Annotated in this window: 20 protein-coding genes and 1 pseudogene; 12 read left to right on the forward strand and 9 right to left on the reverse strand. The window is 70.4% G+C overall.

Features of this window, described 5'->3' with window-relative positions; genetic code table 11:
- Positions 1 to 822 (forward strand): annotated as a pseudogene (locus tag WU80_RS26090) (aldehyde dehydrogenase); the annotation flags it as partial.
- Positions 823 to 829: 7 nt separating this feature from the next.
- Here the strand turns inward: WU80_RS26090 and WU80_RS09665 are convergent.
- A complete protein-coding gene (locus tag WU80_RS09665; RefSeq protein ID WP_055404716.1) occupies positions 830 to 1,570 on the reverse strand; it encodes a cutinase family protein in 741 nt (246 codons plus the stop codon).
- Positions 1,571 to 1,857: 287 nt separating this feature from the next.
- Between WU80_RS09665 and WU80_RS09670 the strand changes: the two genes are divergently transcribed.
- Together WU80_RS09670 and WU80_RS09675 are read left to right on the forward strand one after the other, a co-directional pair.
- Entirely contained in the window at positions 1,858 to 2,748 is an 891-nt protein-coding gene (locus tag WU80_RS09670; protein WP_197281298.1) for an SDR family NAD(P)-dependent oxidoreductase, read from the forward strand.
- Positions 2,745 to 4,310 carry an AMP-binding protein gene (locus tag WU80_RS09675; RefSeq protein ID WP_055404714.1) on the forward strand — a complete coding sequence of 522 codons (1,566 nt, stop codon included), beginning with the start codon at positions 2,745 to 2,747 and terminating at the stop codon, positions 4,308 to 4,310. The genes WU80_RS09670 and WU80_RS09675 overlap by 4 nt, the downstream gene beginning before the upstream one ends.
- Positions 4,311 to 4,324: 14 nt before the next feature.
- Here the strand turns inward: WU80_RS09675 and WU80_RS09680 are convergent, their stop codons facing one another.
- Both WU80_RS09680 and WU80_RS09685 read right to left on the reverse strand, forming a co-directional pair.
- Positions 4,325 to 9,148 (reverse strand): cation-translocating P-type ATPase, encoded by a 4,824-nt coding sequence (locus tag WU80_RS09680; RefSeq protein ID WP_055404713.1) that lies wholly within the window; start codon positions 9,146 to 9,148, stop codon positions 4,325 to 4,327.
- Between the two features lie 160 nt (positions 9,149 to 9,308).
- On the reverse strand, positions 9,309 to 10,286 hold the full coding sequence (locus WU80_RS09685) for a sigma-70 family RNA polymerase sigma factor (RefSeq protein WP_082459943.1): 978 nt from the start codon (positions 10,284 to 10,286) through the stop codon (positions 9,309 to 9,311).
- Positions 10,287 to 10,409: 123 nt separating this feature from the next.
- On the opposite strand from WU80_RS09685, the gene WU80_RS09690 reads away from it, so the two are divergent.
- Positions 10,410 to 11,168 carry an SDR family oxidoreductase gene (locus WU80_RS09690; RefSeq protein ID WP_055404711.1) on the forward strand — a complete coding sequence of 253 codons (759 nt, stop codon included), beginning with the start codon at positions 10,410 to 10,412 and terminating at the stop codon, positions 11,166 to 11,168.
- Between the two features lie 31 nt (positions 11,169 to 11,199).
- Entirely contained in the window at positions 11,200 to 11,937 is a 738-nt protein-coding gene (locus WU80_RS09695; RefSeq protein ID WP_055404710.1) for a DUF899 domain-containing protein, read from the forward strand.
- A gap of 78 nt (positions 11,938 to 12,015) precedes the next feature.
- On the opposite strand, the gene WU80_RS09700 is transcribed toward WU80_RS09695, so the two are convergent.
- Together WU80_RS09700 and WU80_RS09705 are read right to left on the reverse strand one after the other, a co-directional pair.
- The gene (locus tag WU80_RS09700) at positions 12,016 to 12,240 is read right to left on the reverse strand and encodes a hypothetical protein (protein ID WP_055404709.1); all 225 of its coding nucleotides are present in this window, start codon (positions 12,238 to 12,240) and stop codon (positions 12,016 to 12,018) included.
- 60 nt (positions 12,241 to 12,300) lie between these two features.
- Positions 12,301 to 12,663, reverse strand: a complete 363-nt coding sequence (locus tag WU80_RS09705) for a nuclear transport factor 2 family protein (RefSeq protein ID WP_055404708.1) — start codon at positions 12,661 to 12,663, stop codon at positions 12,301 to 12,303.
- 99 nt (positions 12,664 to 12,762) lie between these two features.
- Here WU80_RS09705 and WU80_RS09710 point away from each other — a divergent pair, with 99 nt between their 5' ends.
- From WU80_RS09710 to WU80_RS09720, 3 genes are read left to right on the forward strand one after another with little or no spacing between them, the layout of a single operon-like run.
- A complete protein-coding gene (locus tag WU80_RS09710) occupies positions 12,763 to 13,629 on the forward strand; it encodes a rhomboid family intramembrane serine protease (RefSeq protein WP_055404707.1) in 867 nt (288 codons plus the stop codon).
- Positions 13,626 to 14,105: an SRPBCC family protein gene (locus WU80_RS09715; RefSeq protein WP_055404706.1), complete on the forward strand. Its 480-nt coding sequence runs from the start codon at positions 13,626 to 13,628 to the stop codon at positions 14,103 to 14,105. Before WU80_RS09710 ends, WU80_RS09715 begins: the two co-directional genes overlap by 4 nt.
- Positions 14,102 to 15,262, forward strand: coding sequence for an NDMA-dependent alcohol dehydrogenase (locus WU80_RS09720; protein WP_255353605.1), 1,161 nt, complete (start codon positions 14,102 to 14,104; stop codon positions 15,260 to 15,262). Before WU80_RS09715 ends, WU80_RS09720 begins: the two co-directional genes overlap by 4 nt.
- 6 nt (positions 15,263 to 15,268) lie before the next feature.
- On the opposite strand, the gene WU80_RS09725 is transcribed toward WU80_RS09720, so the two are convergent.
- The 4 genes from WU80_RS09725 to WU80_RS09740 are packed head-to-tail and all read right to left on the reverse strand — an operon-like array spanning position 15,269 to position 20,030.
- Positions 15,269 to 16,051: an SDR family NAD(P)-dependent oxidoreductase gene (locus tag WU80_RS09725; RefSeq protein WP_082459942.1), complete on the reverse strand. Its 783-nt coding sequence runs from the start codon at positions 16,049 to 16,051 to the stop codon at positions 15,269 to 15,271.
- On the reverse strand, positions 16,044 to 17,660 hold the full coding sequence (locus WU80_RS09730) for an AMP-binding protein (RefSeq protein ID WP_055404704.1): 1,617 nt from the start codon (positions 17,658 to 17,660) through the stop codon (positions 16,044 to 16,046). Before WU80_RS09730 ends, WU80_RS09725 begins: the two co-directional genes overlap by 8 nt.
- 1 nt (position 17,661) lies before the next feature.
- Positions 17,662 to 18,411 (reverse strand): GntR family transcriptional regulator, encoded by a 750-nt coding sequence (locus tag WU80_RS09735; protein WP_055404703.1) that lies wholly within the window; start codon positions 18,409 to 18,411, stop codon positions 17,662 to 17,664.
- Entirely contained in the window at positions 18,411 to 20,030 is a 1,620-nt protein-coding gene (locus tag WU80_RS09740; protein ID WP_055404702.1) for an SMP-30/gluconolactonase/LRE family protein, read from the reverse strand. The genes WU80_RS09735 and WU80_RS09740 overlap by 1 nt, the downstream gene beginning before the upstream one ends.
- Before the next feature lie 214 nt (positions 20,031 to 20,244).
- Between WU80_RS09740 and WU80_RS09745 the strand changes: the two genes are divergently transcribed.
- The 4 genes from WU80_RS09745 to WU80_RS09760 are packed head-to-tail and all read left to right on the forward strand — an operon-like array spanning position 20,245 to position 25,272.
- Complete coding sequence (locus WU80_RS09745) at positions 20,245 to 21,099, forward strand: SDR family NAD(P)-dependent oxidoreductase (RefSeq protein ID WP_055405752.1); 855 nt, start codon at positions 20,245 to 20,247, stop codon at positions 21,097 to 21,099.
- Positions 21,099 to 22,475 carry an SRPBCC family protein gene (locus tag WU80_RS09750; protein ID WP_055403893.1) on the forward strand — a complete coding sequence of 459 codons (1,377 nt, stop codon included), beginning with the start codon at positions 21,099 to 21,101 and terminating at the stop codon, positions 22,473 to 22,475. The genes WU80_RS09745 and WU80_RS09750 overlap by 1 nt, the downstream gene beginning before the upstream one ends.
- Positions 22,476 to 22,480: 5 nt before the next feature.
- Entirely contained in the window at positions 22,481 to 24,340 is a 1,860-nt protein-coding gene (locus tag WU80_RS09755; protein WP_055403892.1) for an NAD(P)/FAD-dependent oxidoreductase, read from the forward strand.
- The gene (locus WU80_RS09760) at positions 24,337 to 25,272 is read left to right on the forward strand and encodes an SDR family NAD(P)-dependent oxidoreductase (RefSeq protein ID WP_055403891.1); all 936 of its coding nucleotides are present in this window, start codon (positions 24,337 to 24,339) and stop codon (positions 25,270 to 25,272) included. Before WU80_RS09755 ends, WU80_RS09760 begins: the two co-directional genes overlap by 4 nt.
- Positions 25,273 to 25,277: the final 5 nt, after the last annotated feature.

Genomic DNA, 25,277 nt, shown 5'->3' on the forward strand with positions numbered 1-25,277 from the left:
CTGACCGCGCACCGGCTGGTGCATGCGTTGCGGCGGGCGGGTTTTCGGCCCGAGGACGCCGTGTACCTGCCGACCGACCATGCCGGCGCCGATGAGCTCATCCGGTCGGCCGACCTCGCGATGGTGTACGGGGGTCAGCCCGTGGTCGACAAGTACGCCGACGACCCGGCGGTGATCGTGAACGGGCCGGGACGCGCAAAGATTCTGATCACCGCCGACCGCGATTGGCGCGACCACATCGACGTCGTCGTCGACTCGATCGCCGGCCTCGGGGGCATGGCGTGTGTGAACACCACCGCCGTGCTGTACGAGGGCGATCCCACGCCGCTGGCCGCGGCCATCGCCCGGCGGCTGGCGGCGATCGAGCCGCTTCCCGCCGACGACGAGCGCGCGATCCTGCCCACCCAGCCCCTCGAACAAGCCCGGGCCCTGGCGGACTACCTGGCGGCCCGGGCCGAAGGATCGACGCCGCTCTTGGGCGCCGACCAGGTGGTCGCCGACCTCGGCGACGGCCAAGCCGCGCTGCGACCGGCCGTGCACCTATTGCCCGAACCGGCGGACGCGCTCAACGTCGAGCTGCCCTTCCCGTGCGTCTGGGTGGCGCCGTGGTCGCGGGGCGCCGGGCCGGAACCGTTGCGGCACTCACTGGTGGTCACCGCGATCACCGGCGACGACAGCCTGGTCGACGAGCTGCTCGCCGAGCCGACCATCGCCAACGTGTACGTCGGGCCCCACCCCACTTGGCACGCGGCGCCCGGAATCCCGCACGACGGGTTCCTGGCGGACGCCCTAATGCGCACCAAGGGGGTCATCGGGGACTAGCCGGGGCTCAGCTTCCGAAGCCGCCCCTACCGCTGGCGACCGAAGCGGCCCCGCTGGTGCCCGCGTCGAGGTGGCTGGACGCAAAGGCGACGCCCTTGTCGATCGTGGCGCCGTCGTCGGCGTAGGTGTTGTGCGCGGAGAAGTTCATCCCGTCGGAGCAGACCGGGTCTTCGGTGGCGCAGACCTTGATCGTCTTGTCCTGGAACGTCGGTCCGATCACGACGGGGGGCTCGCCGAGGAAGTTCATCGCGCGGACGTTGGGCATGCCGAACAACACGACCGAGGAGACGTGGCTCGCGATTGACGGGTCGAGGGGCTTGGGCACGGTGTTGGGGTCGATGCCGTCGGGGACGCTGGGCGAGGTGACGAAGCCCATCACGGCCGCGCCCTGGGAGTAGCCGCCGAGCACCATCTTGGTGTTGGGGCACTCGTGGGCCATCGAAACGACATGCGCGCCCGCATCTCTGACACCGTCGATGCCGGTGTCCCACTGGTCGCTGGCGGGGTAGTTGACGGGGTAGACGTCGAAGGACTTTGACCCGACCCGCGAGTGCAGGGCGTCGACGAAGGCCTGCCCGGTGGGGCCGACGCCGGGGGCTTCACCCGTGCCGCGGGCGAATACCACCTGAACGTCCGGACATTGGGCGGCGGCGCTGGGGATGACGGAACCGGCGAGGGCCGAGGCGCCGAGGGCGGACGCCGCGGCCACCGCCGGAGAAAGGAAACGAGCTATTTGACGTGCGATCATGCCGCAATTGTGCCCATCCGATCCCACGACTAAACAGGAGAAAGCCTGGAAATTACTGGGAATTCACACAAGCCCGTCGAACTCGGGTGACGCGGGCCGAGAAGCGTTGCGCGCGACCCTCATCCGCGGCTTCGACGGCCGCCGCTGCGGCGCCCGGGCCGAGCGGGACGCAGAACGCCGGGGCGGGGTGTGCACCGGGACGGCGATGTGGTCTGCTAATTGTGACGAGTCGAGCGCACGGTGAAGCCATCCGCCGGTCCTCGACACGAGTGAATGCGGCGGCAGAGTTGAACGCAATAGTGCAGGCCCTCAACGCGGTCACGGACCACGTGGCCAATCCGGCGCGGGTATCGGATCCCGACAGGCTGCGCCGAGCGGTCAGCGGCAAGACCGCCCTGGTGACCGGCGCCTCCTACGGAATCGGCGAGGCGACCGCCCGCAGGCTGGCCGCCGCCGGGGCCACCGTGCTGGCGGTGGCCCGCTCCGAGGACCGGCTGGGCGACCTCGCGGCGTCGATCAACGCCGCCGGCGGCCGGGCCGTCGCCTACCCGACCGACCTCACCGACGAGGCGGCCATCAACGCGCTGACCAAGGAGATCACCGAGGAGCACGGCGCGCTCGACATCGTGGTGAGCAACGCCGGGAAGTCGTTGCGCCGGTCGCTGCATCACCAGTACGACCGGCCGCACGACTTTCAGCGCACCATCGACATCAACTACCTCGGTCCCATCTGGCTGCTGCTGGGACTGCTGCCGGCCATGCGCGAAAGCGGCGGCGGGCACATCGTGAACGTCTCCAGCGTCGGCGTGCGCGTCGTGCCGGGGCCGCAGTGGGGCGCTTACCAGGCGTCGAAGGGCGCGTTCGACCGGTGGCTGCGCAGCGTGGCGCCGGAACTGCACGCCGACGGCGTGGAGGTCACCTCCGTCTACTTCGCCCTCGTCCGCACCCGGATGATCGCGCCCACACCCCTGTTGGGTCGGCTGCCCGGCCTGTCGGCCGACCAGGCCGCCGACGCGATCGCCAAGGCGGTCATCGAGCGGCCCCGCAGCAACGAACCCCCGTGGATGTTGCCCGCCGAGCTGGCCTCGGTGCTGTTGGCCGGGCCGGCCGAACGCGCGGCCCGGCTGTGGTACCGCCGCTTCTTCTCGGATTCCGGGGCCGGCGAGGCCGGGCGATGAGCGGGGAAGGCCTGGCCGGCACCGCGGCCCGCGCGCTGCTGCGGTCGCGGCTGCTGACCCCGCCGTCGCCGCTGGCCACCCTGCGGCTGATCGGTGAGGCGCGCCGGGGCGGCACCAACCCCTACACGCTGCTGGCCGTGACCGCGACGCGCTGGCCCGACCGCGCCGCGATCGTCGACGACGACGGCGTCTGGGACTATCGCGAGCTGCGCTCGGCCACCGATGCGCTCGCGCGCCGGTTGACCGGCGCCGGTGTGGGACCCGGCGACGCGGTGGGCGTGATGTGCCGCAACGGACGGGGGTTCATCGCCGGGGTCTTCGCGGTCGCCCTGGCGGGCGCCGACGTGGTTCTGGTCAACACCGACTTTCGCAGCGACGCACTGGCGTCCGCGATGAGCGCCCACCGGATCACCACGATGATCGCCGACGACGAATTCGGCGAACGCGCCCGCGCCGCGGACGAATCGGTGGTCCTGATCGACCCGGCGACGGTCACCGCCGAGGAGGGTGGCCCGCGGCCCGACGTGGCCGCGCCCGGCCGGATCGTCCTGCTCACGTCGGGCACCACCGGAACACCCAAGGGGGTGCCGCGCTCCCCGCAGCTGCGTTCCGCGGTCGGCGTGTGGGTGACCATCCTCGACCGCACCGGCCTGCGCACCGGGTCGCGAATCTCGGTGGCAATGCCCATGTTCCACGGGCTCGGGCTGGGCATGCTGATGCTCACCGTGGCCCTGGGCGGCACGGTGCTCACCCAGCGCCAGTTCGACGCCGAAGCCGCGCTCGCGCAGGCGTCGCTGCATCGCGCCGACGCGTTCACGGCGGTGCCGATCGTGCTCGCCCGCATCCTCGACCTGCCCGAGCGGGTGCGGGCCCGCAACCCGGTGCCCTATCTGCGGGTGGTGATGTCGAGCGGGGACCGGCTCGACCCCACCCTGGGGCAGCGGTTCATGGACGCCTATGGCGACATCCTCTACAACGGTTACGGTTCCACCGAGGTCGGCATCGGGGCGCTGGCCACCCCGGCGGAGCTCCGCGACGCGCCCGAGACCGTCGGGAGGCCGGTGGCCGGCTGCCCGGTGCGCATCCTCGACAAGAACGGCAGGCCGGTCGGCCCGCGCGTCACCGGGCGCATCTTCGTCGGCGGCGAGCTGGCGAGCGAGGGCTACACCGGCGGCGGCGCCAAGGACGTCGTCGACGGCATGACCAGCACCGGCGACATGGGCTACCTCGACGACGCGGGCCGGCTGTACATCGTCGGACGCGAGGACGACATGATCATCTCCGGCGGCGAGAACGTCTATCCCCGCGCGGTCGAGAACGCGCTGTCCCAGCACCCCGCCATCGCCGACAACGCGGTCATCGGCGTTCCCGACGAGAAGTTCGGTCATCGGCTGGTCGCCTTCGTGGTGCTGCAGCCGGGCAGCGGCACCGACCCGGCCGAATTGCGGGAGTACCTCAAGGGCAGGGTCTCCCGCTTCGAGCAGCCCCGGGACATCACCGTCGTCGACAGCATCCCGCGCAATCCCGCGGGCAAGGTCGTGCGCAGGGAGTTGTCGGGCTAGCCGCCCCGAAAGCCTCAGTCCCGCTTGGGTTCCAGGGCCGTGACCTGCTTGGCCAGCCAATTGGGCGCCAGCACCGAGATGACGGTGGCGCCCGCGGTGGCGCCGATGACGCCGCTCCAGGCGACGGGGCCCAGCGGCGTGCAGCCGAAGAACTGGCTGACGCCCGGGGTCTGCACGATCGCGACCAGCACCCCCGCGCTGCCGAGCGCCGTGCCCAGCACGAGCGGGCTGTGGCGCCGGGTCAGCAGGGTCTGCGCGAGCTGCGTGCTCACCAGCGCGGTGAGTCCCATCGTCGACGTGCGGCGCTGCGTGCCCGGCGTCCAGCGGCCGATGGCCCAGGCGGCGGTGGCGCCGGCGGCGGTGACGGCGCCCCGGGTGACGATCTGGCGCATCAGCGGCGCGTCGAGGGAGGGCGAGGGCCCGGAGAGCGTCGCCAGCTGGAAGGCGCGATGCAGCTCCTCGGCGTCGCGGTCCACCCCGTCCTCGGTCTCCTCCGGCTCGGGGTATTGCGGGGTGACGGCGACCGCGAGCGCGGGGAACATGTCGGTGAGCAGGTTGACCAGCAGCAGCTGGCGGGTGCCCACCGGCGCGCGGCCGGTGCCCAGCGCGGTGCCGATCAGGGTGAACAGCACTTCGCCCACGTTGCCGCCGACCAGGATGCTGACCGCGTCCCGGACGCCGCCCCACATCCCGCGGCCCTCGACCAGCGCGTCGAGCAGCACGCCGAGGTCGTCGTCGGTGAGCACGATGTCGGCCGCCCCGCGCGCGGCGGAGGAGCCGCGGCCGCTGACGCCGACGCCGACGTCGGCCATCCGGATGGCGGCGGCGTCGTTGGCCCCGTCGCCCACCATCGCGACCGCCTGCCCGGAGGCCTGCAGCGCCGCAACGATCTGCACCTTCTGCTCCGGGCTGACCCGCGCGAAGACCTGCACGTCGGCGGCGACCTTCGCGCGCTCCTCCTCCCCGAAGGCGGCGAGTTCCGCGCCGGTGATTTCGCGCGCGTCCGCGGGCAGCCCCAGTTGCCGGGCGATGGCGCGCGCGGTGATCGGGTGGTCGCCGGTGATCAGCACCACCCGCCGGCCGGCCTCCACCAGCGTCTCGATCAGCGGCCGCGCGGACGGGCGGGCGGTGTCGGCCAGCCCGACGAAGCCGATCAGCTCGAGCTCACGCGCGGCGGCATCGACGGCGTCGGCGTCGGTTTCCTCCTCGCCGGTGCCCAGCTCCCAGCGGCGCCGCGCGACCGCCAGCACCCGCAGGCCCTGCTCGGCGAGCCGCATCACCAACGCCTCCGCGTGGTCGGCGTCGGCGGCCGAATCGGCGAAGCGGCAGCGCGGCAGGACTTCTTCGGGGGCGCCCTTGACCATGAGCATCGGCCCGCCGTCGCCGGTCGTCGCGCCGATCGCGGCGGAGTAACCGCGGCTGGACTCGAACGGCACCTCCGCGACCACGGTCCAATTCGAGGCCCATTGGGCGTCAACGGAATTCGCGGCCGTGAGGATCGCCTCGTCGGTGGCGTGCGCGTGGCCGCCGCCGTTGTGGGGCTGGGTGCTGCTGCGCGCGGCGGCCCGCAACACGGCCGCGGAGGCCGGGTCGTTCACGTCGGGGAACTCCGCATCGGGGTCGGTTTCGTGTGGGACCCCGTGGACGACGCGCAGGCGGTTTTCGGTCAGCGTGCCGGTCTTGTCGAAGCACACCGTCTGGACCCGGCCCAGCGCTTCGACGGCCCGCGGCGTGCGCACCAGCACCCCGTGCCGTGACAACCGCTGGGCGGCCGCCAGCTGGGCCAGGGTGGCCACCAGGGGCAGGCCCTCGGGCACGGCGGCGACGGCGATGGCGACCCCGTCGGCGACCGCCTGGCGCAGCGATCCCTGATGCAGCAGGGCCAGGCCGGTCACCGCCGCGCCACCGGCCAGGGTCAGCGGCAGCACCTTGCTGGTCAACTCGCGCAGCCGGGCCTGCACCCCGGCCGCCGACTCGACATCGGCGATCGCCGAGATCGCGCGCTGCGCGGCGGTTCCCGCTCCGGTCGCGACGACGATCGCGCGGGCGTGCCCGGCGACGATGGTGCTGCCCTCGAACAGCATGCTGGCGCGGTCGGAGTCGGCGACCGCGACGGGTTCGACCTGCTTGTCCACCGGCAGCGACTCGCCGGTGAGGAACGACTCGTCCACTTCCAGGTCCTCGGCCACCAGCAGGCGGGCATCCGCCGGCACCACCTCGGGGGCGGCCAGGTCGATGATGTCGCCGGGGCGCAGCGATTTGGCGTTCACCGAGACGGTCCGTTCGACGGTGCGGGCCGCCTCCAGCCGGCGGTGGGCCGTGGCCACCGCGGGCAGAACCACCCGCCGCGCGTACTGGTCCTGCTCGGCGAACAACTCGGCGACCGCGGCCTCGGCGCGCAGCCGTTGCACGCCGCCGGCGACCGCGTTGGCGGTCATCACGCCGGCCACCAGCAGCGCGTCGATGCTGCTGCCGACGATCGCCGAGGCCGCCGCCCCGACCGCCAGGATGGGCGTCAGCGGATCGGCGAGCTCCGCCCGCGTCGCGGTCAGCAGCCGTCCCACCCGGCTCGCCGGCCCGCGCAGCGGAGCGACCACCGGGTTGTAGGACAGGTCGTCGAGGAGCTGCCGCCACGGCGCGGTGCCGGGCTCGACGGCCAACGGCCGGGTGCGGCTGGCCAGCCGGGAGTAGACGATCTCGGGGTCCAGGGCGTGCCAGGCGGTCAGCGGCTGCGGGGTCGGGTCGGGCAGCCGGAGCACGCGCGAGGCCGCGAAGGTGCCCTGCATCAACGCGGCCGCGGCGGCGGCGTTGACCGGGTTGAGCCAGCGCTGCACCGCGAACGGGCTCAGGGTGCGCGGGTCGCCGGTGACCAGCAACAGCCCCGCCAGGGTGCTGCCGCCCTTCGCCAGGCGCACCGCCGACTCGGTCGCCTCCCGGGCCACCGGCAGCGCCGACAGGATGCGCACCGCGGCGGCCAGGTCCGTCCCGGTGATGATGTCCGCGGTCCACGGCGTCGCCGCCTGCGGATCGTCCAGCGCGACCCCGACGTCGGCGACGGCCAACGCGGCCAGCGTGTCGGTGGACGCGAAGTCGCGGTGCAGCGCGGTGATCAGCAGCACCGGCCCGCGGTCGGTGCGCAGGTCGCGCACCAACTGCAGCAGCGGCGTGCCGGGTGGGTGGCTCACGGCGACGCTGGCGGACAGGTCCTCGGTGCCGGCGACGTGCCGCAACACCACTCGTGAGCTGGTCCGGTTCGCGATCTGCAGCAGCGGGACGGCGAACGGGTCGACCTCCCAGCCGACGTCGACGCTGCCCACCCGCTCGCCGTCGACCACCAGGTCGGCGTGCTCCAGGCCCTGCGCCGGCGTCGCGGACGACCCTTGCGCGCGGACCCACCGCAGGCGGGCGCCCGTGGCCGGCAGCTCGTCGGGGTCCGGCTCGGGGGCCTCCTCGCCGTGCAGCAACGCGTCGGCGACCTCGTAGACGCGGTCCTCGTCCCACCCGGGCACGTCCCCGCGCGCCTGCAGCACGGCCCGGTTGTCACCCCGCAGCGCGGCCCCGTCGACGACGATCACCTTGACCCGGTCCAGGCGCCGCAGGGCGCCCGGGTCGAGGATCAGCTGCCCGGCGTTGGCCAGCCCGCGGCCCAGCACGGCGGCGAACGCCTGCCGGCCCACGTGCGCCGCCCTGGGCACGCCCGCCAGCAACGCGCCGGCCGCGTCCTCGGTGCCGCCGCCGGCCAGCAGCGCACCCGCCGCGGCCACCAGCGAGGCGTTGGCGGCCTGGTCGGCGTACTCCTCCACCGGCCCGGCCATCGAACCCTTCGCGGTGTCGATCGCGGCGTCGATGGCCCCGCCCACCACGACGTGCGAGGCCTCTCCCGCGGCGGCGGCCGCCCAATTATGGCGCGGCGCTTGCGATTTGGGCCCGGCCGACGAGATGACCGGCACCACCGGGGCCTGCGGCCGCTTGGGCGAGGCCAGCTCCGGTTCCCGGTCGCGCCACCGCTGGCGGTGCGCCGTGGCCTCGGAGACCTGCAGGCTGCGCTGCGCCAAATCCAGCAGCGGCGTGCCGACGGCCTGCGTCAGCCCGTTGGCCAGGGCGGTCGACGCGCTGAGCGCGATATCGGTGCCGACGCGACCCAGCCGCGACTCCAGCACGGCAACCACCCGCGGCTGGTGGTTGAGCAGCGCCGCGGCGGCGCGGGCGCTGCGCGGCGCGACGGGAAGCCGGCCCAGCCAACCGGTCACGGCGGCGCCGATGGCCGCCGCGTCCATTGCGGCGGCGCTGAACGGGACGAGGATCGCCAGCGGATTTCCCGGGTCGGCGAACGGCGCGGTCCGGGTCGCCCCTTTGGGGGCGACCAACGTCAGGTCCGCCGCCACGCCGCACACCGTTTCGCGCACCCGATCCAGGGCGGCGTCGACGTCGGCTTCGTTGCCGAACTCGACCACCAACCGGCCGAGTGCGCCCTCGACGTGCGCCGAGGCCACGCCCGGAATCCGGCGGACCGGCTCTTCCACCGCCGGCGCGTGCTCGTGCCATCCCGGGAACGGGAGCAACGGATCCAGGTCCAGATGCACCCGCCGCCCGCTCTGCCACCGAACCGGCGGAGTGACCCTGGGTCCGGATCCATTGGCGGAACCGGTCAATCCGATCGCCCGGCCCGTCGTGTGCGCCATCGACTGGGCGACCGGGACCGCCAGTTCGGCGACCGGGCTGGCCAGCGACTGCAGGGCGTCCGCGGCGCCGGCGGCGGTGGACACCCCGGCCCGCACCAGCTGCGCGGCTCCGTCGGTCACGCCGGCGACCACGCTGGCAACGCCCGGAATCCTCACTCGGTCACCCTTCGATTACGACTACCGCGCCTAATGATCCTGGGGGGCTGGGGACCTGTCCACACTTGCGCCGGTGGACCGCGGGACGGCACCGATGACTCCGGCGGGTCGGGCCTTCCTTGGGTGACCGGTGGTGCAGTCGCTTGCCCCTTCGGACAGGTTACCGGCTCGGCGGAAACCCAAACTTGCCGAACAGGCTTGGGTCGAGGAAGACGGTGATCGTGGCGATCCCGTCGGCGCCGGTGGTGAGGACGTGCAGGGAATGCGCCCGCAACTGCCCGTCCGCCCCGCGGCGGTACTCGGCAACCGCGGGTTGGGTGTTCGCGGCGGTCGGGATCATCGCGACGTCACCGGCCTTGGCGAACGCACGCGCGGCAAGGAACCGCAGCACGGGGTCGCGGCCGGCGAACCAGACAGGCAGCGGCGGCATTTCGAGTTTCACATCCGCCTGCAGCAGCGCGGTGAGGGCCGCCATGTCCGCGTTCTCGAACGCCGCGCAGTAGCGGTCGAGCAACGCGCGGCGCTCGGCGTCGTCGGGCTCGGACAGGGCCTCCTCTTCCGGGGACAGCTCGGCGAGGCGGGCCCGCGCCCGCTGCAGCGAGCTGTTGACCGCGGCCGGTGTGGTCTCGAGCAGCTCGGCGACCTCGCCGGCGCTGAATTGCACGACATCGCGCAGGATGAGCACCGCCCGCTGCCGGGCGGGGAGCTCTTGCAGGGCCGTCATCACCGCCAGTCGCAGGCTTTGCCGCGCGGTGACGTCGTCCTCCGGTGTGGGGAACGTCAGCGCGTCGGGGATGGGCTCCAGCCACTCGTGCGTGCCGGCCGCGTCGAGCGCGGCGTCCGGGTCGGTCGATCCGTCGCCCAGCCCGGCAGGCAGCACCCGGCGGGCACGGTTCTGCAGGGCCCGCAGGCAGGCGGTCGTCGCGATCCGGTACAGCCACGTCCGCAGCGCCGCGCGTTCCTCGAACGCCTCGTAACCGCGCCAGCCGTTGAGATAGGTCTCCTGGACCAGGTCCTCGGCGTCGTGCACCGACCCGAGCATGCGGTAACAGTGGGCGATCAGCTCGGCGCGGAAGGGCGCCGCCTGCGCGATGAAGTCCTCTTTCGCCGGCACGGCTTCTCCTCGTCTCGGCTGCATCCGAACGCTACTCAAGTACAGAGACAGCGGGCCGCGGGAATTCATCGGTCCGCCGGCGATGAATTCGCGCGCCGCGCCGCATCTCAATTAGTGGACGCCTTACCTACCGAGAGCGAGGACGCAATGAACGAGCCCCTGACGAACCTGCCCGGCGCCCCGGCGATCGTGACCGGGGCCAGCCGCGGATTCGGCCGCGCCATCGCCGGCGCACTGGCGGCGGCCGGTGCGGCGGTGGTCGGAGTGGCGCGCGGCCGGGCCGGCCTCGACGAGGTGCGCGACGAGTTGGGCGGCGGCTTCACCCCGGCGGTCGCCGACGCCGCGGATCCCGAGACGGCGCACCGGCTCATCGACGAATACCGGCCGCGGATCCTGGTCCTGAGCGCCGGGGCGGCCCCGCACATGGCACCCCTGCAGGAGCAGAGCTGGCACACCTTCAGTCAGAACTGGAATGTGGATGTGGCACAAGCGTTTCACTGGACCCGCTACGCGCTGCGCCGCCCGCTGGCGCCGGGCAGCTCGGTGATCGTCATGTCCAGCGGCGCCGCCCTGGCCGGGTCGCCGCTCAGTGGCGGCTACGCGGGCGCCAAGGCGGCGGTCCGGTTCATTACCGGCTACGCCGCCGCCGAATCGCAGCGGGCCGGGCTGGGGATCCGTTTCGTGTCGGTCCTGCCCCGATTGACGCCCGCCACCGAACTCGGCGCCAAGGCCGTCGCGGCATACGCCGATCGGCAGGGGGTCGATGTCGAGGCGTTCGTGCGGGCCGGTGGGCCCCCGCTCACCGCCGAGCAGGTGGGCCGATCGATCCTGACGATCCTCACCGCCGACTCCGGCCGCGAGGACGCGTACCTGCTCACCTCGGCCGGCCTGTCCGCGGTGGCCTGAGAACGCCGAATTGATAAGGAGGACAACACCAATGAACACACCCCCCATCGTCTCGGCCCAGGATTGGGCGGCGGCGCGCGCGCGGCTGCTGGTGCGGGAGAAGGAAGTGCTACGGGCCCACGACGCCTTGGCGGCGGCGCGACGGCGGATGCCCTGGCTGGCCGTCGAAAACCAGTACGCGTTCGACGGGCCCGAGGGCCGGGTGAGCCTGCGGGGGCTGTTCGCGGGCCGGCGTCAGCTCGTCGTATACCGGGCCTTCTTCGAGCCGGGCGTGGACGGCTGGCCCGACCATGCCTGCCGCGGTTGCTCGATGATCGCCGACCACGTCGGGCACCTGGCCCACCTGAACGCTCGCGACACCACGCTGGTGTTCGTGTCGCGGGCGCCCCAGCCCGAGATCGCGCGGCTGAAGGCGCGGATGGGTTGGCGGATGCCGTGGTACACGCTCACCGACGGATTCGACGCCGACTTCGACGTCGATCAATGGCACGGCACCAACGCGTTCATCCATGACGGCGAGCGCGTGTTCCGGACCTACTTCATCAACAACCGCGGCGACGAGGCGCTGGGCAACACCTGGAGCTACCTCGACATGACCGCCCTCGGGCGCCAGGAGAACTGGGAGGACTCCCCGGACGGGTACCCGCAAACCGCGCCGTACGAGTGGTGGGAATGGCACGACGCCTACGGCGAGAGCGCGCCGGCACGGTGGTTCGGCGATCCGGATCCCGACGATCCCAACGATCCGCGCCCGGCCCGCGACGGCTGAATTTCGATTCCCGATAAACACGAATGCGCGGTAGCCGTCCAACGGCTACGCGCGCAATATTCGGCTGAGTTGTTTGGGCTATAAAATGCGGTGGTTCGCCCTGTTGACGTGGTATCCCGCCGGAAACGACTTCTCGATGACCTGCAGCTGGTGGTCCACCCTGGACTCGAGTTCGAGGACCACGCAGCTGTCGCCGACGGCCTTCGATTCGAGGACTATGTACCGTTGGCCGCAATCCATGATGGGATCACCTGAGTGCAATGTTTCGACGGGCACCAATTCCGGGGTTCCGTTTGATTCCACCCGTCACACGCTAGGTCAATTTCACGAGTGAGGGAATAGTTTGCCCGCGCCGCGGGCGATTCACTGCGCGCCGGGCTGTTTGAAGAACACGCTGACACGAGAGATCAGCCCGTCGTCGCCGCGCTCGAACAGCAGGCATTCCGGCCACCGCTTGGTGGCCCCGTCCATCTCGAACGCCTCGGTCAGCTCGACGTAGGACAGGTGGCTGTCCACGTGCGAAACCCGCTGCACGTCGAGCCGGTGGCCGTCGAGGTTGGTGAGGACCTTGCGCAGGTAGGCGACGTAGTGCCGCTTGCCCTCGACGACATCGCAGAACGGGCCCTCGCGGACCAACCCGTCGTCGGCGATCGTCGCGGCGAGGCCGTCCCAGTCGTGCGCTGCCAGACACTCCAGGTAGCGCTCGACGATCCCCGGCTCGGTCACGTCGCCTCCACGCACAACACAGTAGGCGAACGGGAGGGGGAGAGGACAGGTTCGTTCAAGCACCGCACCGGGCCCGCCGGTGCGGGCCAGAATAGGGCGATGAGCGCACCCATGGCTCCGGATTCGCCGCCCGCGGTTCCCAGTTGCTATCGGCATCCGGGCCGCCCGACGTACGTCCGCTGCAACCGTTGCGAGCGCTACATCTGCGGGGACTGCATGCGCAACGCCGCCGTGGGCCATCAATGCGTCGAGTGTGTCCGGGAGGGCGCGCGCACGGTCCGTCAGCCACGAACCCGGTTCGGCGGCCGGCAGCGCTCGGCCACACCGGTGCTCACTTACGCCCTGATCGCGATCAACGTGGTCGCGTTCGTGATTCAGATGGCCTCGGGGAATCTGGAAAAGCAGCTGACGCTCTGGCCGCCGGCGGTGGCCGGCGGGGAGTTCTACCGACTGGCGACGGCGGCGTTCCTGCACTACGGGGCGGCGCATCTGCTGCTCAACATGTGGGCGCTCTACGTGGTGGGTCCGCCGCTCGAAATGTGGCTGGGCCGACTGCGATTCGGCGCGCTGTACGCGCTCAGCGGGCTGGGCGGTTCGGTGCTGGTCTACCTGCTCTCGCCGCTGGACACCGCGACGGCGGGCGCGTCGGGCGCGATCTTCGGGCTGTTCGGCGCCATGTTCGTGGTCGGCAAGCGGGTGTCCGTCGACGTCCGTGGGGTGGTCGCGGTCATCGCGATCAACCTGCTTTTCACCTTCCTTGCGCCGCTGATCAGCTCGCAGCGCATCAGCTGGCAGGCGCACGTGGGCGGGCTGGTCACGGGCGCGCTCGTGGCCGCGGCCTACGTTTACCCGCCGAGGGAGCGCCGGACCATGATCCAGGCCGTCGTGACCGTCGCCGTGCTGGCGGTGTTCGCCGCGCTGATCTGGTGGCGCACGACGCAACTGCTCGCGGAGTTCTCCGCATGAGCTGGTGGATCACCCACGCGGAACGCACGCTGACCGAGGACGTGCCCGCGCCGCCGCATCGGGTTCGCGACTTCTACGTGGACCTGGACAACATCAAGCTGGTCCACCCGTTGATCGTGTCGGTGGAACCGTTGTCGCGCAGCGAAACCGCGGACGGCTATCAGCAGACATATCGGGTCGTCGACCGAATCCCATTGGGGCCGTTCACCTTGCGGACCGCCTACCGGGCGCGGCTGCGGGTGCCCGCGGCGGGCGACGTGCTGACCGAGGCGGATCAGCCGCCGGGGGTTCACCTGCGGGGCGTGGTGAGTTTCGAGCCGGTCGACGGCGGCACCCGGGTCACCGAGCGAATCCGGATAGCCGCGCCGCGGCCGCTGGCCGGCGTGACCGTCCGCGAGGGCGTCAAGGCACACATCAAGATGCTGGCCGGCATCCGGAGTCACTTCGAATCGGGAACAGCGAGGAGGTCGCTATGAAATGTCGTGGCGCTGTGATCCGGGGGGTCGGACAGGACTGGGAGATTCGCGAGGTGCGGCTCGACCCGCCCCACGCCGGTGAGGTTCTGGTGCGAATGGCCGTCGCCGGCATCTGCCACTCCGACGACCACCTCGTCACCGGCGACGTGTTGCCCACCCCGGAGGTCCGCGCCTCAACCGGCATACCCGAGCCGGATTGGTACCCGATGCTCGGCGGGCACGAGGGCGCCGGTGTGGTCGAAGAGGTCGGGCCGGGCGTGACGACCCTGCGGCCGGGGGACCACGTGGCGATGTCCTTCATCCCCGCATGCGGCAGCTGCCGGTTTTGCGTGAACGGTCAGAGCTACATCTGTGACGCCGGCGCCAGCTTGTTTTCCAGGGAGATGCCCACCGACGGAACCTGCCGGCGGCACCTCGGCGACGAAAACCTCATGGCCTATGGCCAACTCGGCACCTTCGCCGAATACGCGGTGCTGACGGAGAAGTCCGTCATCAAGATCGACGACCCGATCCCCTTCCATGCCGCCTCGCTGGTGTCGTGCGGTGTCAGCACCGGCTGGGGCTCCGCGACGGTTACGGCGGGCACCGAGCCCGGCGACACCGTCGTCGTCATCGGCACCGGCGGGGTCGGGATGAACGCCGTGCAAGGCGCGCGCGCGGCCGGCGCGACCTACGTCGTCGGGGTGGATCCCGTTGAATCCAAGCGGGATTCGGCCAAAATCTTCGGGGCCACGCACACCGCCGCGTCCGCGCAGGAGGCGATCCCGCTGGTCACCGACATCACCGCGGGCGTGATGGCCGACCGCGTCATCCTGACGCCCGGCGTTTTGCACGTGGAGTTGATCCCGTTGGGAATGCGGCTGCTGCGCAAGGGCGGGACGTGCGTGGTCACCGGCATCACCCCCTACACCGAGCCGGTGGTCCCGCTCATCCTGCAGGAGATGGTGCTGTCGTCCAAACAACTCAAGGGTGCGCTCTACGGCGGGATGAATCCGCGCACCAGCGTGCCGCTGCTGTTGTCGATGTATCGGGCGGGCGCACTGAAGCTCGACGAATTGGTGACCCGGCATTACCGGCTCGATCAGATCAACGAGGCGTTCGCCGATCTGCGCGAGGGCCGCAACATTCGGGGCATCATCGATTTCGCGGGCGGGTGAGTCAACTCAGCGCTCGATCCACTGCGACGTCAACGCGAACTCCGACAGGTACTTCGTCGCGCTCCAGCCGCCGTCGACGACGATCGTCTGGCCGTTGATGAAGCTTCCGCCCGGCGAACACAAGAAGGCGACGGTGCTGGCGATGTCGTCGACGCGGCCCAACCGCTGATGCGGCGTCATCTCGGTGTTGATCCGGCGGAATCGCTCGTCCGCCAACCGTTTTTCGACCATCGGCGTCACCGTCACGCCCGGCGCGACGGCGTTGCAGCGGATGCCGGCCGCGCCGTACTGGCAGGCGATGTGGGTGGTGAGCGCGGTCAGCCCGCCCTTGGCCGCGGAGTAAGCGCCGCCGCGCAGGCCGCCGACGACCGCGAAGGTCGACGTCACGTTGATGATCGCCGACCCGGGCGCCATGTGCGGCAACACCTCGCGAGCGAGCCGAAACGGCGCCCGCAGCATCAAACCCAGGGAATAGTCCAGGGTTTCGTCGTCGGTTTCGTGCAGCGGCTTGGGCCCGCCCACCCCGGCGTTGTTGATCAGGAAGTCGATGTGACCCCAGCGGCTGACCGCGGTGTCCACGATGCGCCGCGGCGCGTCGTCGGCGGTCAGGTCGACGGCCACCGTCGCGACGCGATCCGGATCGCCGATCGCCCCCTCGAGCTCGGCCAGGCGACCGGAGTCGCGACCCGTCCCGACCACGGCCATGCCCATCTCGGCGAGCTTGATCGCACAACCCAGGCCGATGCCGCTGCTTGCTCCCGTGACGATCGCGACCTGCATCTCAGCCATCCTCAGTCTCCGCGCGCATCAGCGCGGCTCGGATCCGATGTTTGAGTATCTTCCCCGCGTCATTCTTCGGCAGGGCATCGGTGATCACGACCTGTTCCGGGGCCTTGAATTTGGCGACTCCCTTGCTCACCAACAGCTCCAGCAGGCTCGCGACGTCCGGCTGCGCCCCGTCCGCGGGCACGATCACCGCGCAAGCCCGCTCCCCGGTGCGCGCATCGGGCAGGCCGACGACCGCGATTTCCGCGATGCCGGGATGGTCGGCGAGCAGGTCCTCGACCTCCTTGGCCGAGATGTTCTCGCCGCTGCGGATGATGACGTCCTTGGCCCGGCCGGTCACCACGAGGTACGTCTCGTCGACCCAGCGCCCGAGATCCCCGGTGCGGAAAAAGCCGGCGGCGTCGAACGATTCGTCGTCGGAATGGCGGTAACCCGCCATCATCTGCGGGCCGCGCACGCAGATCTCTCCGTCCCCGGCGGGGGCGGCTTCGTGCGCGACGAGCTTGATCTCGGCGATGCCGGGCCTGCCGTCGGTGTCGGCCGCGGGTCCGCTTTCGTCCGGCAGGGGCGCGCCGACCGTCGCGACGGGAACTTCGGTGCAGCCGTACACCCGGGTGACCACCGCCCGCTCGAAATAGGCGGCGGCGCGGCGGATCAGCGACGGGGGCACGGAGGCGCCGCCGCAGATGAACACCTTCAGATCGGGCAGCCGGGTCTCGGCGCGCTCGGCCGCGGACAACAGTTGCTGCAGGAACGGCGTGGCGCCCGCCATGTGCGTGCAGCGTTCGGACTTCATCAGCGCCACCGCCTCGGCCGGATCCCATCGGTCCATCAGCACCGCGCTGGTGCCCAGCAGTAGCGGGCATTCGAACGCGTATATCGAGCCGCCGATGTGCGCCACCGGTGACGGGACCAGGAACGTGTCGCCCGGATCGATCATCCAATGGTCGCGGATCTGGCAGATCAGGGCGTGCATCGAATTGTGGCTGTGCAAAACCCCTTTGGGCCGGCCGCTAGTGCCGGAGGTGTAGAGGATCATCCGCACGTCGTCGGGATTCAGCGCCGGAAGCGCGGCGTCATCGAGGGGCTGCTCCAGCAGGGCCCGGTACGGGGTGTGCGGGCCCGCGGGCCCGGTTTCGGGGCCGCGCACCACCACCACCTCCGGCGCCGGGACCAGCTCGGCGGCCACGCGTTCGAGCATCGTCGCGTAGTCGTGGCCGCCGTATCGGTGTGGCACGAAAATCAAGGCTGCGCCGGCGTCTTCGAGGATGAAGCGCAGGTCGTGTTCGCGCAGCGAGGGCAGGATCGGGTTCACCACCATGCCGGCCAGTGTGGCGGCCAGATAGATGACGGCGGCCTCGTGCCAGTTCGGCAGCATGAACGACACCACGCTGCCCGCCGGTATGCGCGCCGACAGCGCGGTGGCCAGCGCGCCGGCCTGCGCATGTAGCATGGCGCAGTCGAGTCGAACATCCTTGTCCACCAGCGCCGTTCGCCGGGGCGATTCGATCGCGGCGGTCCGCAGCGAATCGGCCAGCGTGGTGTGCACCCACAAGCCGCGCCGATATGCCGCCGACGCGTGCGCGGCGTCCCACGAGGTCGAGGGGAGCACGTCAACCGCCCTGGCCGCTGACGCGGCGCATGGTCATCGCGTAGCGAAACCTCGACGACAGGTGGGTGTTGATCGTCACCTGGGCCACCTCGCCGTCGGAGGTGGTGTAGGTGCGCCGCATCTGCAGCGCGGCCGTTCCCGCTTCGACGCCGAGGCCGTCGGCGAGTTCGGGCGACAGCAGTACGGCCGCGATCTCTTGGTGCAACTGGGCGACGCTCACCCCGAACAGGTCCTCGATCAACGGAAAGATCGGGCCGGCATGGCGTTGCAGCAGCCTGCCGACCGCGGCGAAGCTCCGGTTGATGTAGTACTCCGTGCGGCAGACCGGCACCGACGCACCGTCGGCCCGCCGGTAGCCGCGCACCGACAGCCACTGGGTGCCCACCTCGAGCCCGGTCCGAGCGGCCAGTTCCTCGTCGATCGTGACCATCGCGTTGGATTCGATCGTCAGCTGCGCGCCGGCCGCGAAGGCGAGGAGATCGTTGATCGACATCGCGTCCTGGGCATAGGAACTGGACGCCGGGCGCGGCACCACTCGGGTGCCCGCGCGCGGCCGGGACGCGACCAGGTTGTCCTCCCGCAGCCGGCGAAGCGCTTCGCGCACGGTGTAGCGGCTCACCGCGAAGCGCTCGCACAGTTGCTGCTCGGTCGGCAGCTGCGAGCCCACCGGATAAACCCCGTCGACGATCTCCTTGCGCAGCGTCCGCGCGATCTGCAGGTAGCGGTGATCACCGGCGACGGCCTGGGGCATCAGCGGCCGCCCGTCGGGCGCAACGCCAGCACGCTGCCGTCGCCGTCGGCCGAGATGTAAAGCGTCCCGTCGGCCGCGGCCGCGATACCGGCGAACGGCCCCTGCGGCCCGGAGAACGGCGGCATCCCGCGCAGCGGCTTGGGCGTGACACCCGGCGGGGGACCGACCGGCAGGCCCGAGGCGATGGTATGGCGCGCGTGGCTGGTCAAGTCGAACCGGATCACCGCCTTGGCACCGGCGTCGACGACGTAGAGCAGGCCGTCACGCACCAGGATGCCTTGCGGCCGTTCTAGATCGGCGACGACGGTGTCGACGCTCGACCCGGTGACACGGACCACCCGCCCGGCCCCGGCCTCCGCCACCAGGCACGCCCCGTCGGCGTCGACCGCGACACCGACGGGCTCGCGCAAATCGCTCGCCAGCACCTCGATCCCGCCCGACCGCAGCGACAGCAAACGCCCGGTGCCCAACTCCGCGAACACCACCCCGGCGGGAGCCGTGGCCACGCCGTAAAGCTGGTCGAAACCGTCTGCCAGGACCTCGGTTTCGCCGGCCTGCGGGCGGTAGCGGCTGACCTGGCCACCGGACGTGGTGACGACGAACTCGCCGGGGCCGCTCGCCGCCACGCCGCGCAGAAACCCCGGATACCCGGGGCTGAACAACATGCCCGCGGTGTGCAACGAGCCGTCGGGCATCCCGACGTAGAAGTACGTGCCGTCGGCGACGTAGAGCAAGCCGTCGTCACCCACCGCCAGGTCCATCGGCCAGTTCAGCCCACCCGCCAACACGGACTGCGTTGTGCCGTCGGGCGATATCTCGGTGATCTCGCCGGTGAAGTTGGAGACGAACAGCCGGTCGCCGACGAAGGTGCAGTTGTCCAGCCCCGGATTCAGCTGGGCGAGCAGCCGCCGCTCGCCGGTGCGGGGATCGATGCGCAACACCTGTCCGCTGGCCACCTGGGTCGAGACGAGGTGGCCCTGCCCGTCGAACTTGACCGAGTCCGGCACGCCGAGATCGCCCGCGACGCGCTGCGGCTCGCCGCCGTCGGGGTCGACGCGCCAGATCTCGTTGGCGCCCATCACCGGGAAGTACAGCAGGCCGTCCGGGCCCACCTCCATGGCGTTCGGCGAGGGCACGTTCTCGAGAAGCACCCGCGGCGGCCCGCCCGCCAAATCGAACTCCAGCAGCCGCCCGCCCGCACGGCACTCACCGACGAACAGGCGGCCGCGGTGGAAGGTGATGCCATTGGCCGACGGAACGTCGTCGCGCAGCACCCGCGTTCGCCCGCTGGTGTCCCGCACGCTGACCCGGCCGTCCATCACCTCGGTCGCGTACAGGTTGCCGCTCGCGTCGAACGCGACATCGTCGGGCGCCACGATGTCGCCGCCCTTGGGGCTGGCGGTCGTCAGCTCGCCGGTGCGGTGATCCAGCGCGCTGATCTGACTGCCGGTCACCTGGGCGATGTAGATGCGCCCGTCGGGCCCCGTGCGCAAGCCGTTGGCACCGTACAGCCGGCTCGGGGCGGTGACCCGCTCGACGCCCCAGCCCTCGGCGACTTCGACCGGATCCGGCGCCGCATACCGCGAGGGCCGCGAGGAGATGGCCCGCGAAATGGTCATGCTCGCCGAGGTCCTTCCGTCCGCCGTCTGGGCTGGACGTTATCAACTCCGCTTAGTCCAGACAATAGCCGCGAAACGGCGCCGGCGCGGCCTTGACAGCAAAGTCCGCCGATCGGAATAGTGTTCTCCATCGGGCAGAATGCCATATTTTGTCCGGACAAAAATGGGCACGGGAAACCCGCTCCGCACGCTTGGCGGGAGGCGAAAGCAGGTCATGGACGATCACGGGCGCGGTCTGGGGCTCGACGGTCGCGTCGTGGTGGTCTCCGGCGCCGGCGGGGGCGGCATCGGCACGACCGTCACCGCCATGACCGCCCGGGCCGGGGCCACCGTGATCGCGGTGAGCCGGTCGAAGGAAAACCTCGACGAGCACGTCGCCCCACTCGCGCAACAGGGGCTGGCCGTGGTGCCGGTCGCGGCCGACGCGTCGACCGACGACGGCATCGCCACCGTGATCGATCAGGCCCGCCGCGCCGACGGCACCCTGTACGGATTGGTCAATGTCGCCGGCGGCGCCGAGCCGTCGACGTGGATGTCCTCGACCCGGGTGACGCGCGGCGACTGGCGCAAGATCTTCGCCGACAATCTTGAAACCGCGTTCTTCATGAGCCAGGCCGTGGCGAAAGAACTCGTCGCGCACGGGCAGCCGGGCTCGATCGTGTCGATCTCCTCGATCAGCGGCATGAACACCGCGCCGTTTCATATCGCCTACGGCACCGCCAAGGCCGCGATCGCGGCGATGACCCGCACGATGGCCCTCGAACTGGCGGCGGCGGGAATCCGGGTGAACGCCGTGGCGCCCGGCGTCACCGAGACCGCGGCCTCGCGCACGTACGTCGACGAGGACCCCGAGCGGGACCGGCGGGCGATCGCGATGGGCCGGCGTGGGCGACCCGAGGAGCAGGCCGGCGCCATCCTCTTCCTGCTCTCACAGATGGCGAGCTACATCACCGGCCAGACGCTGCTCGTCGACGGCGGGCTGGGCCTCAAGTGGAGCCATCTCGGCGCCGACAACACGTCGCTGTTCTTGCACGACGAGTCCTTCCGCGCGGCGATCAGGAGGATGTGATGACCGAACCCGCCAACGGCGCGAATTCCGCAGGGGCCGAGGAACTGTCGAGGCCGATGACCATCGGCGTCGAGGCGTACATCTGTCAGGACTACGCGCGCGCCGAACGCGACAAGCTCTGGCGCAGGGTCTGGCAACAGGTCGGCCGCGTCGAGGAGCTGCCCGAGGTGGGCAGCTACCTGACCTACGACATTCTCGACGACTCGATCATCGTGGTGCGCACCGCCGAACGAGAATTTCGTGCCCACCACAACGTCTGCATGCACCGCGGCCGCCGGCTGATCGACACCCCAGAGGGCGCCAAGAACGCCTGTGGCAGAACGCGGAAATCGTTCGTGTGCGGCTTCCACGGCTGGACCTACGGGCTGGACGGCACGTGCACTCACATTCGCGAACAACAGGACTGGCAGGGCGCGCTCACGCCCGGCGACACGCACCTTCGACCGGTCCGGGTCGATACCTGGGGCGGCTGGCTGTGGATCAACATGGACCCCGACTGTGAACCGCTGGCCGACTATCTGTTTCCCGCCGCCAAGATTCTCGACCCGTTCGGCCTGGAAAACATGCGCTACAAATGGCGCAAGTGGCTGTCGTTCGACTGCAACTGGAAAGTGGCGCTGGAGGCCTTCAACGAGACCTACCACGTCTACACCACCCATCCCGAGTTCAATAAGTTCGGCGAATTCAAGGGGTGGGCCAAAGCGCAAGGGCGGCACAGCAATATCGGCTACGACGCGCCTAAGGATCTCGAGGCCACCAAGTCCAAGATCCGCCTGGGCACCGGCGCCGACCCGCGGGTGTCGACCGCCGAGATGCAGGTGTACACCATGGAGGAGACCAACGCCACCACCACCCGGACGCTGGTGAACGCCGCCAAGCGGCTGGTCGACGAATTGCCCGAAGGCACGCCGGCCGACAAGGTTCTCGAGCACTGGCTGGCCTCGGCCCGCCGTGACGACGAGGCCCGCGGGGTGATCTGGCCGACGATCCCGCCGGACATCCTCGGGCAGGCCGGCACCGCCTGGCAGATCTTCCCGAACTTCCAGATCGGGCAGGGTCTGACCAGCGCGCTGTGCTACGGCGCCCGCCCGCACCCCAGCTACAACCCCGACAAATGCATTTTCGAGGTCTCGGTGTTCGAGCTGTTCCCGAAAGGCGAAGAGCCGCAGACGCAGTGGGAGTACACGCCCGTCGGCGACCCTAGGTGGCGGTCCGTGCTGCCACAGGACTTCTCCAACATGGCCGCCGTGCAGCGAGGCATGAAGTCGCTCGGCTTCGGCGGCACCAAACCGAACCCGTACCGCGAACGCAGCACCGTCAACCTGCACTACCAGCTGGCTAAGTACATGGGCACCGGCGAACCCCAGGAGCTTTGAGATAGATGACCACCGCCTACACGCCGTGCGGACCCACCGACGTACCGCAGGACGTCGACATCGACGCGATGCGGGCGAAGTACGCTCAGGAGCGCGAGAAGCGCCTGCGCAAGGATGGCGGCGCGCAGTACCTCGAACTGGAAGGTGACCTGGCCGACCTCTACGAGGTAGACCCATACACGCCGGTGGCCGACCGCCCCCCGATCCGCGACGACATCGAGGTGGTAGTCCTCGGCGGCGGCTTCGCCGGATTGTTGTCGGGCGCCTACCTGAAAAAGGCTGGTGTGCAGGATGTTCGGGTCATCGACATGGCCGGGGACTTCGGGGGAGTGTGGTACTGGAACCGCTTCCCGGGCATCCAGTGCGACAACGACGCCTACTGTTACATTCCGATGCTCGAGGAACTCGGCTTCATGCCGAGCAAGAAGTTCGCCGACGGAGCCGAGATCTTCGCGCACTGCCAGGCCATGGGTAAACACTTCGACCTCTACGACGGCGCGATCTTCTCGACCCAGGTCGAGGCCATGCGCTGGGACGACAACACTAAGCGCTGGCGGCTGACCACGAACCGTGGTGACGACATTCGCGCGCGGTTCGTCGTGATGGCGCAGGGCTCCTACAACAAGCCCAAGCTGCCCGGCATCCCCGGCATCAAAGAATATTTGGCCGCCGGCGGCCACGCATTCCATTCCGCGCGCTGGGACTACGACTACACCGGCGGCGATGCCAACGGCGGCCTACACAAGCTGGCCGACAAGCGGGTCGCACTCGTCGGCACCGGGGCCACCGGCGTGCAGCTGGTACCGCATCTCGGTCGGGACGCCAAACAGCTCTTCGTGTTCCAGCGTACCCCGTCGTCGGTGGACATGCGCGCAAACACGCCCACCGACCCGGCCTGGGCCGCGGCCCTGCAGCCCGGTTGGCAGGAGGAGCGCAAGCGCAACTTCCACAACTGGTCACCGTTTGTAGGGGTGGTCTTCGGCGAACCGGATCTGGTGTGCGACTTCTGGACGGAATTGGGCCGCAACATGAGCGCCCGGATTGCCGCCAGCCCGGATCCCGCCTCGCTGGGGATCGAGGAGATCATGGCGATCCGGGAGGAAGAGGACTACAAGATCATGGAGCGGCTGCGGCGCCGCGTGGCCGCACTGGTCGACGACCCCGGCACCGCCGAGGCGCTCAAGCCGTACTACCGCTTCATGTGCAAGCGGCCGTGCTCGAGCGAGACATACCTGCGGGCGTTCAACCTGCCCAACGTGACGCTGGTGGACGTGTCGGAAGCCAAGGGCGTGCAACGCCTGACGGAGAAGGGCATTGTCGCCAACGGCGTTGAGTACGAAGTCGATTGCGTTGTGTTCGCCAGCGGATTCGAGATCTCCACGGAGATCAGCCGGCGCTTCGCGGTCGACGTCATCGAGGGTCGAGACGGGCTGTCGCTGTTCGACTACTGGCACGACAAATACCGGACGCTGCACGGGATGACCGCCCGCGGATTCCCCAACCAGTTCTTTACGGGCTTCATCCAGGGCGGCGTCTCGGCCAACACCACCGCGATGTTCGAGCAGCAGGCCGAGCACATTGCCTACATCATCGCCGAGGCGCAGAAACGCGGCGCGAGGACCGTCGAGCCCAGCCAGGAGGGCCAGGATGGCTGGGTCAGGACGGTCGCCGAACTCGCGATCGACAACTCGGCATTCGAGATGTCTTGTACCCCCGGCTATTACAACAACGAGGGGCAGGGCGGCGCCAAAGACAATGGTGCGTTCCTCGGTGACTTCTACGCGCCGGGCTTCTACGCTTTCGGCGACCTGATCGCCGAGTGGCGTACCCGGGGCGACTTGGCAGGTCTGGTCTTGGGCGCATGACGGTCGCAAGGTTTGACAATCGCGTCGCCGTGGTGACCGGCGCCGGGCGTGGGCTGGGCCGCGAGTACGCGCTACTCCTCGCCTCCCGCGGGGCCAGGGTGGTCGTCAACGACATCGGCGGCCGGGTCGACGGCGAGGGGCTCGACGCGGGCCCGGCGGAGCGGGTGGTCGAGGAGATCGCCGGGGCCGGCGGTCACGCCGTCGCATCAACGGCATCGGTGGCGACCCGCGAAGGCGGCGAGGCCGTCATCGCGACCGCGCTCGAGCGCTACGGCCGTATCGACATCCTGATCCACAACGCCGGCAACGTCCGGCGCGGCTCGCTGAAGCAGATGACTTACGAGGACTTCGACGCGGTGCTCGACGTGCATCTGCGCGGCGCGTTCAACGTGGTCCGGCCGGCGTTTCCGGTCATGTGCGCGGCGGGCTACGGCCGCATCGTGCTGACGTCGTCGATCGGCGGCCTGTACGGAAACCACAACGTGGCCAACTACGCGGCCGCCAAGGCGGGCGTGGTCGGTCTGTCCAACGTCGCTGCGCTCGAAGGCGCCGCCGAGGGGGTGCGGTGCAACGTGATCGTGCCGGCCGCGGTGACGCGCATGGCGGATGGCATCGACACCTCGTCCTACCCCCCGATGGGCCCGGAACTGGTTGCGCCCGTGGTGGGTTGGCTCGCGCACGAATCCTGCTCGGTGACCGGTGAGGTGTTCATCGCGCTGGCGGGCCGCGTCGCGCGGGCGGTCGTCGCGGAGACCCCCGGGGTCTGCCGGCCGGCGTGGACGATCGAGGATGTCGGCGGCCATCTGGATGCGATCCGATACGCCGACGCGCCATTGATCTTCCCCGTCGTCCCGGACGGGCACGACCGGCACATCCGTTACAGCTTCGAGCTGGCTGGCCGCTCAACGGATCACGGAGCGCTGCATGGGTAGCCCGG

This window comes from Mycobacterium sp. UM_11 (assembly GCF_001414075.1).
Taxonomy (GTDB): Bacteria; Actinomycetota; Actinomycetes; order Mycobacteriales; family Mycobacteriaceae; genus Mycobacterium.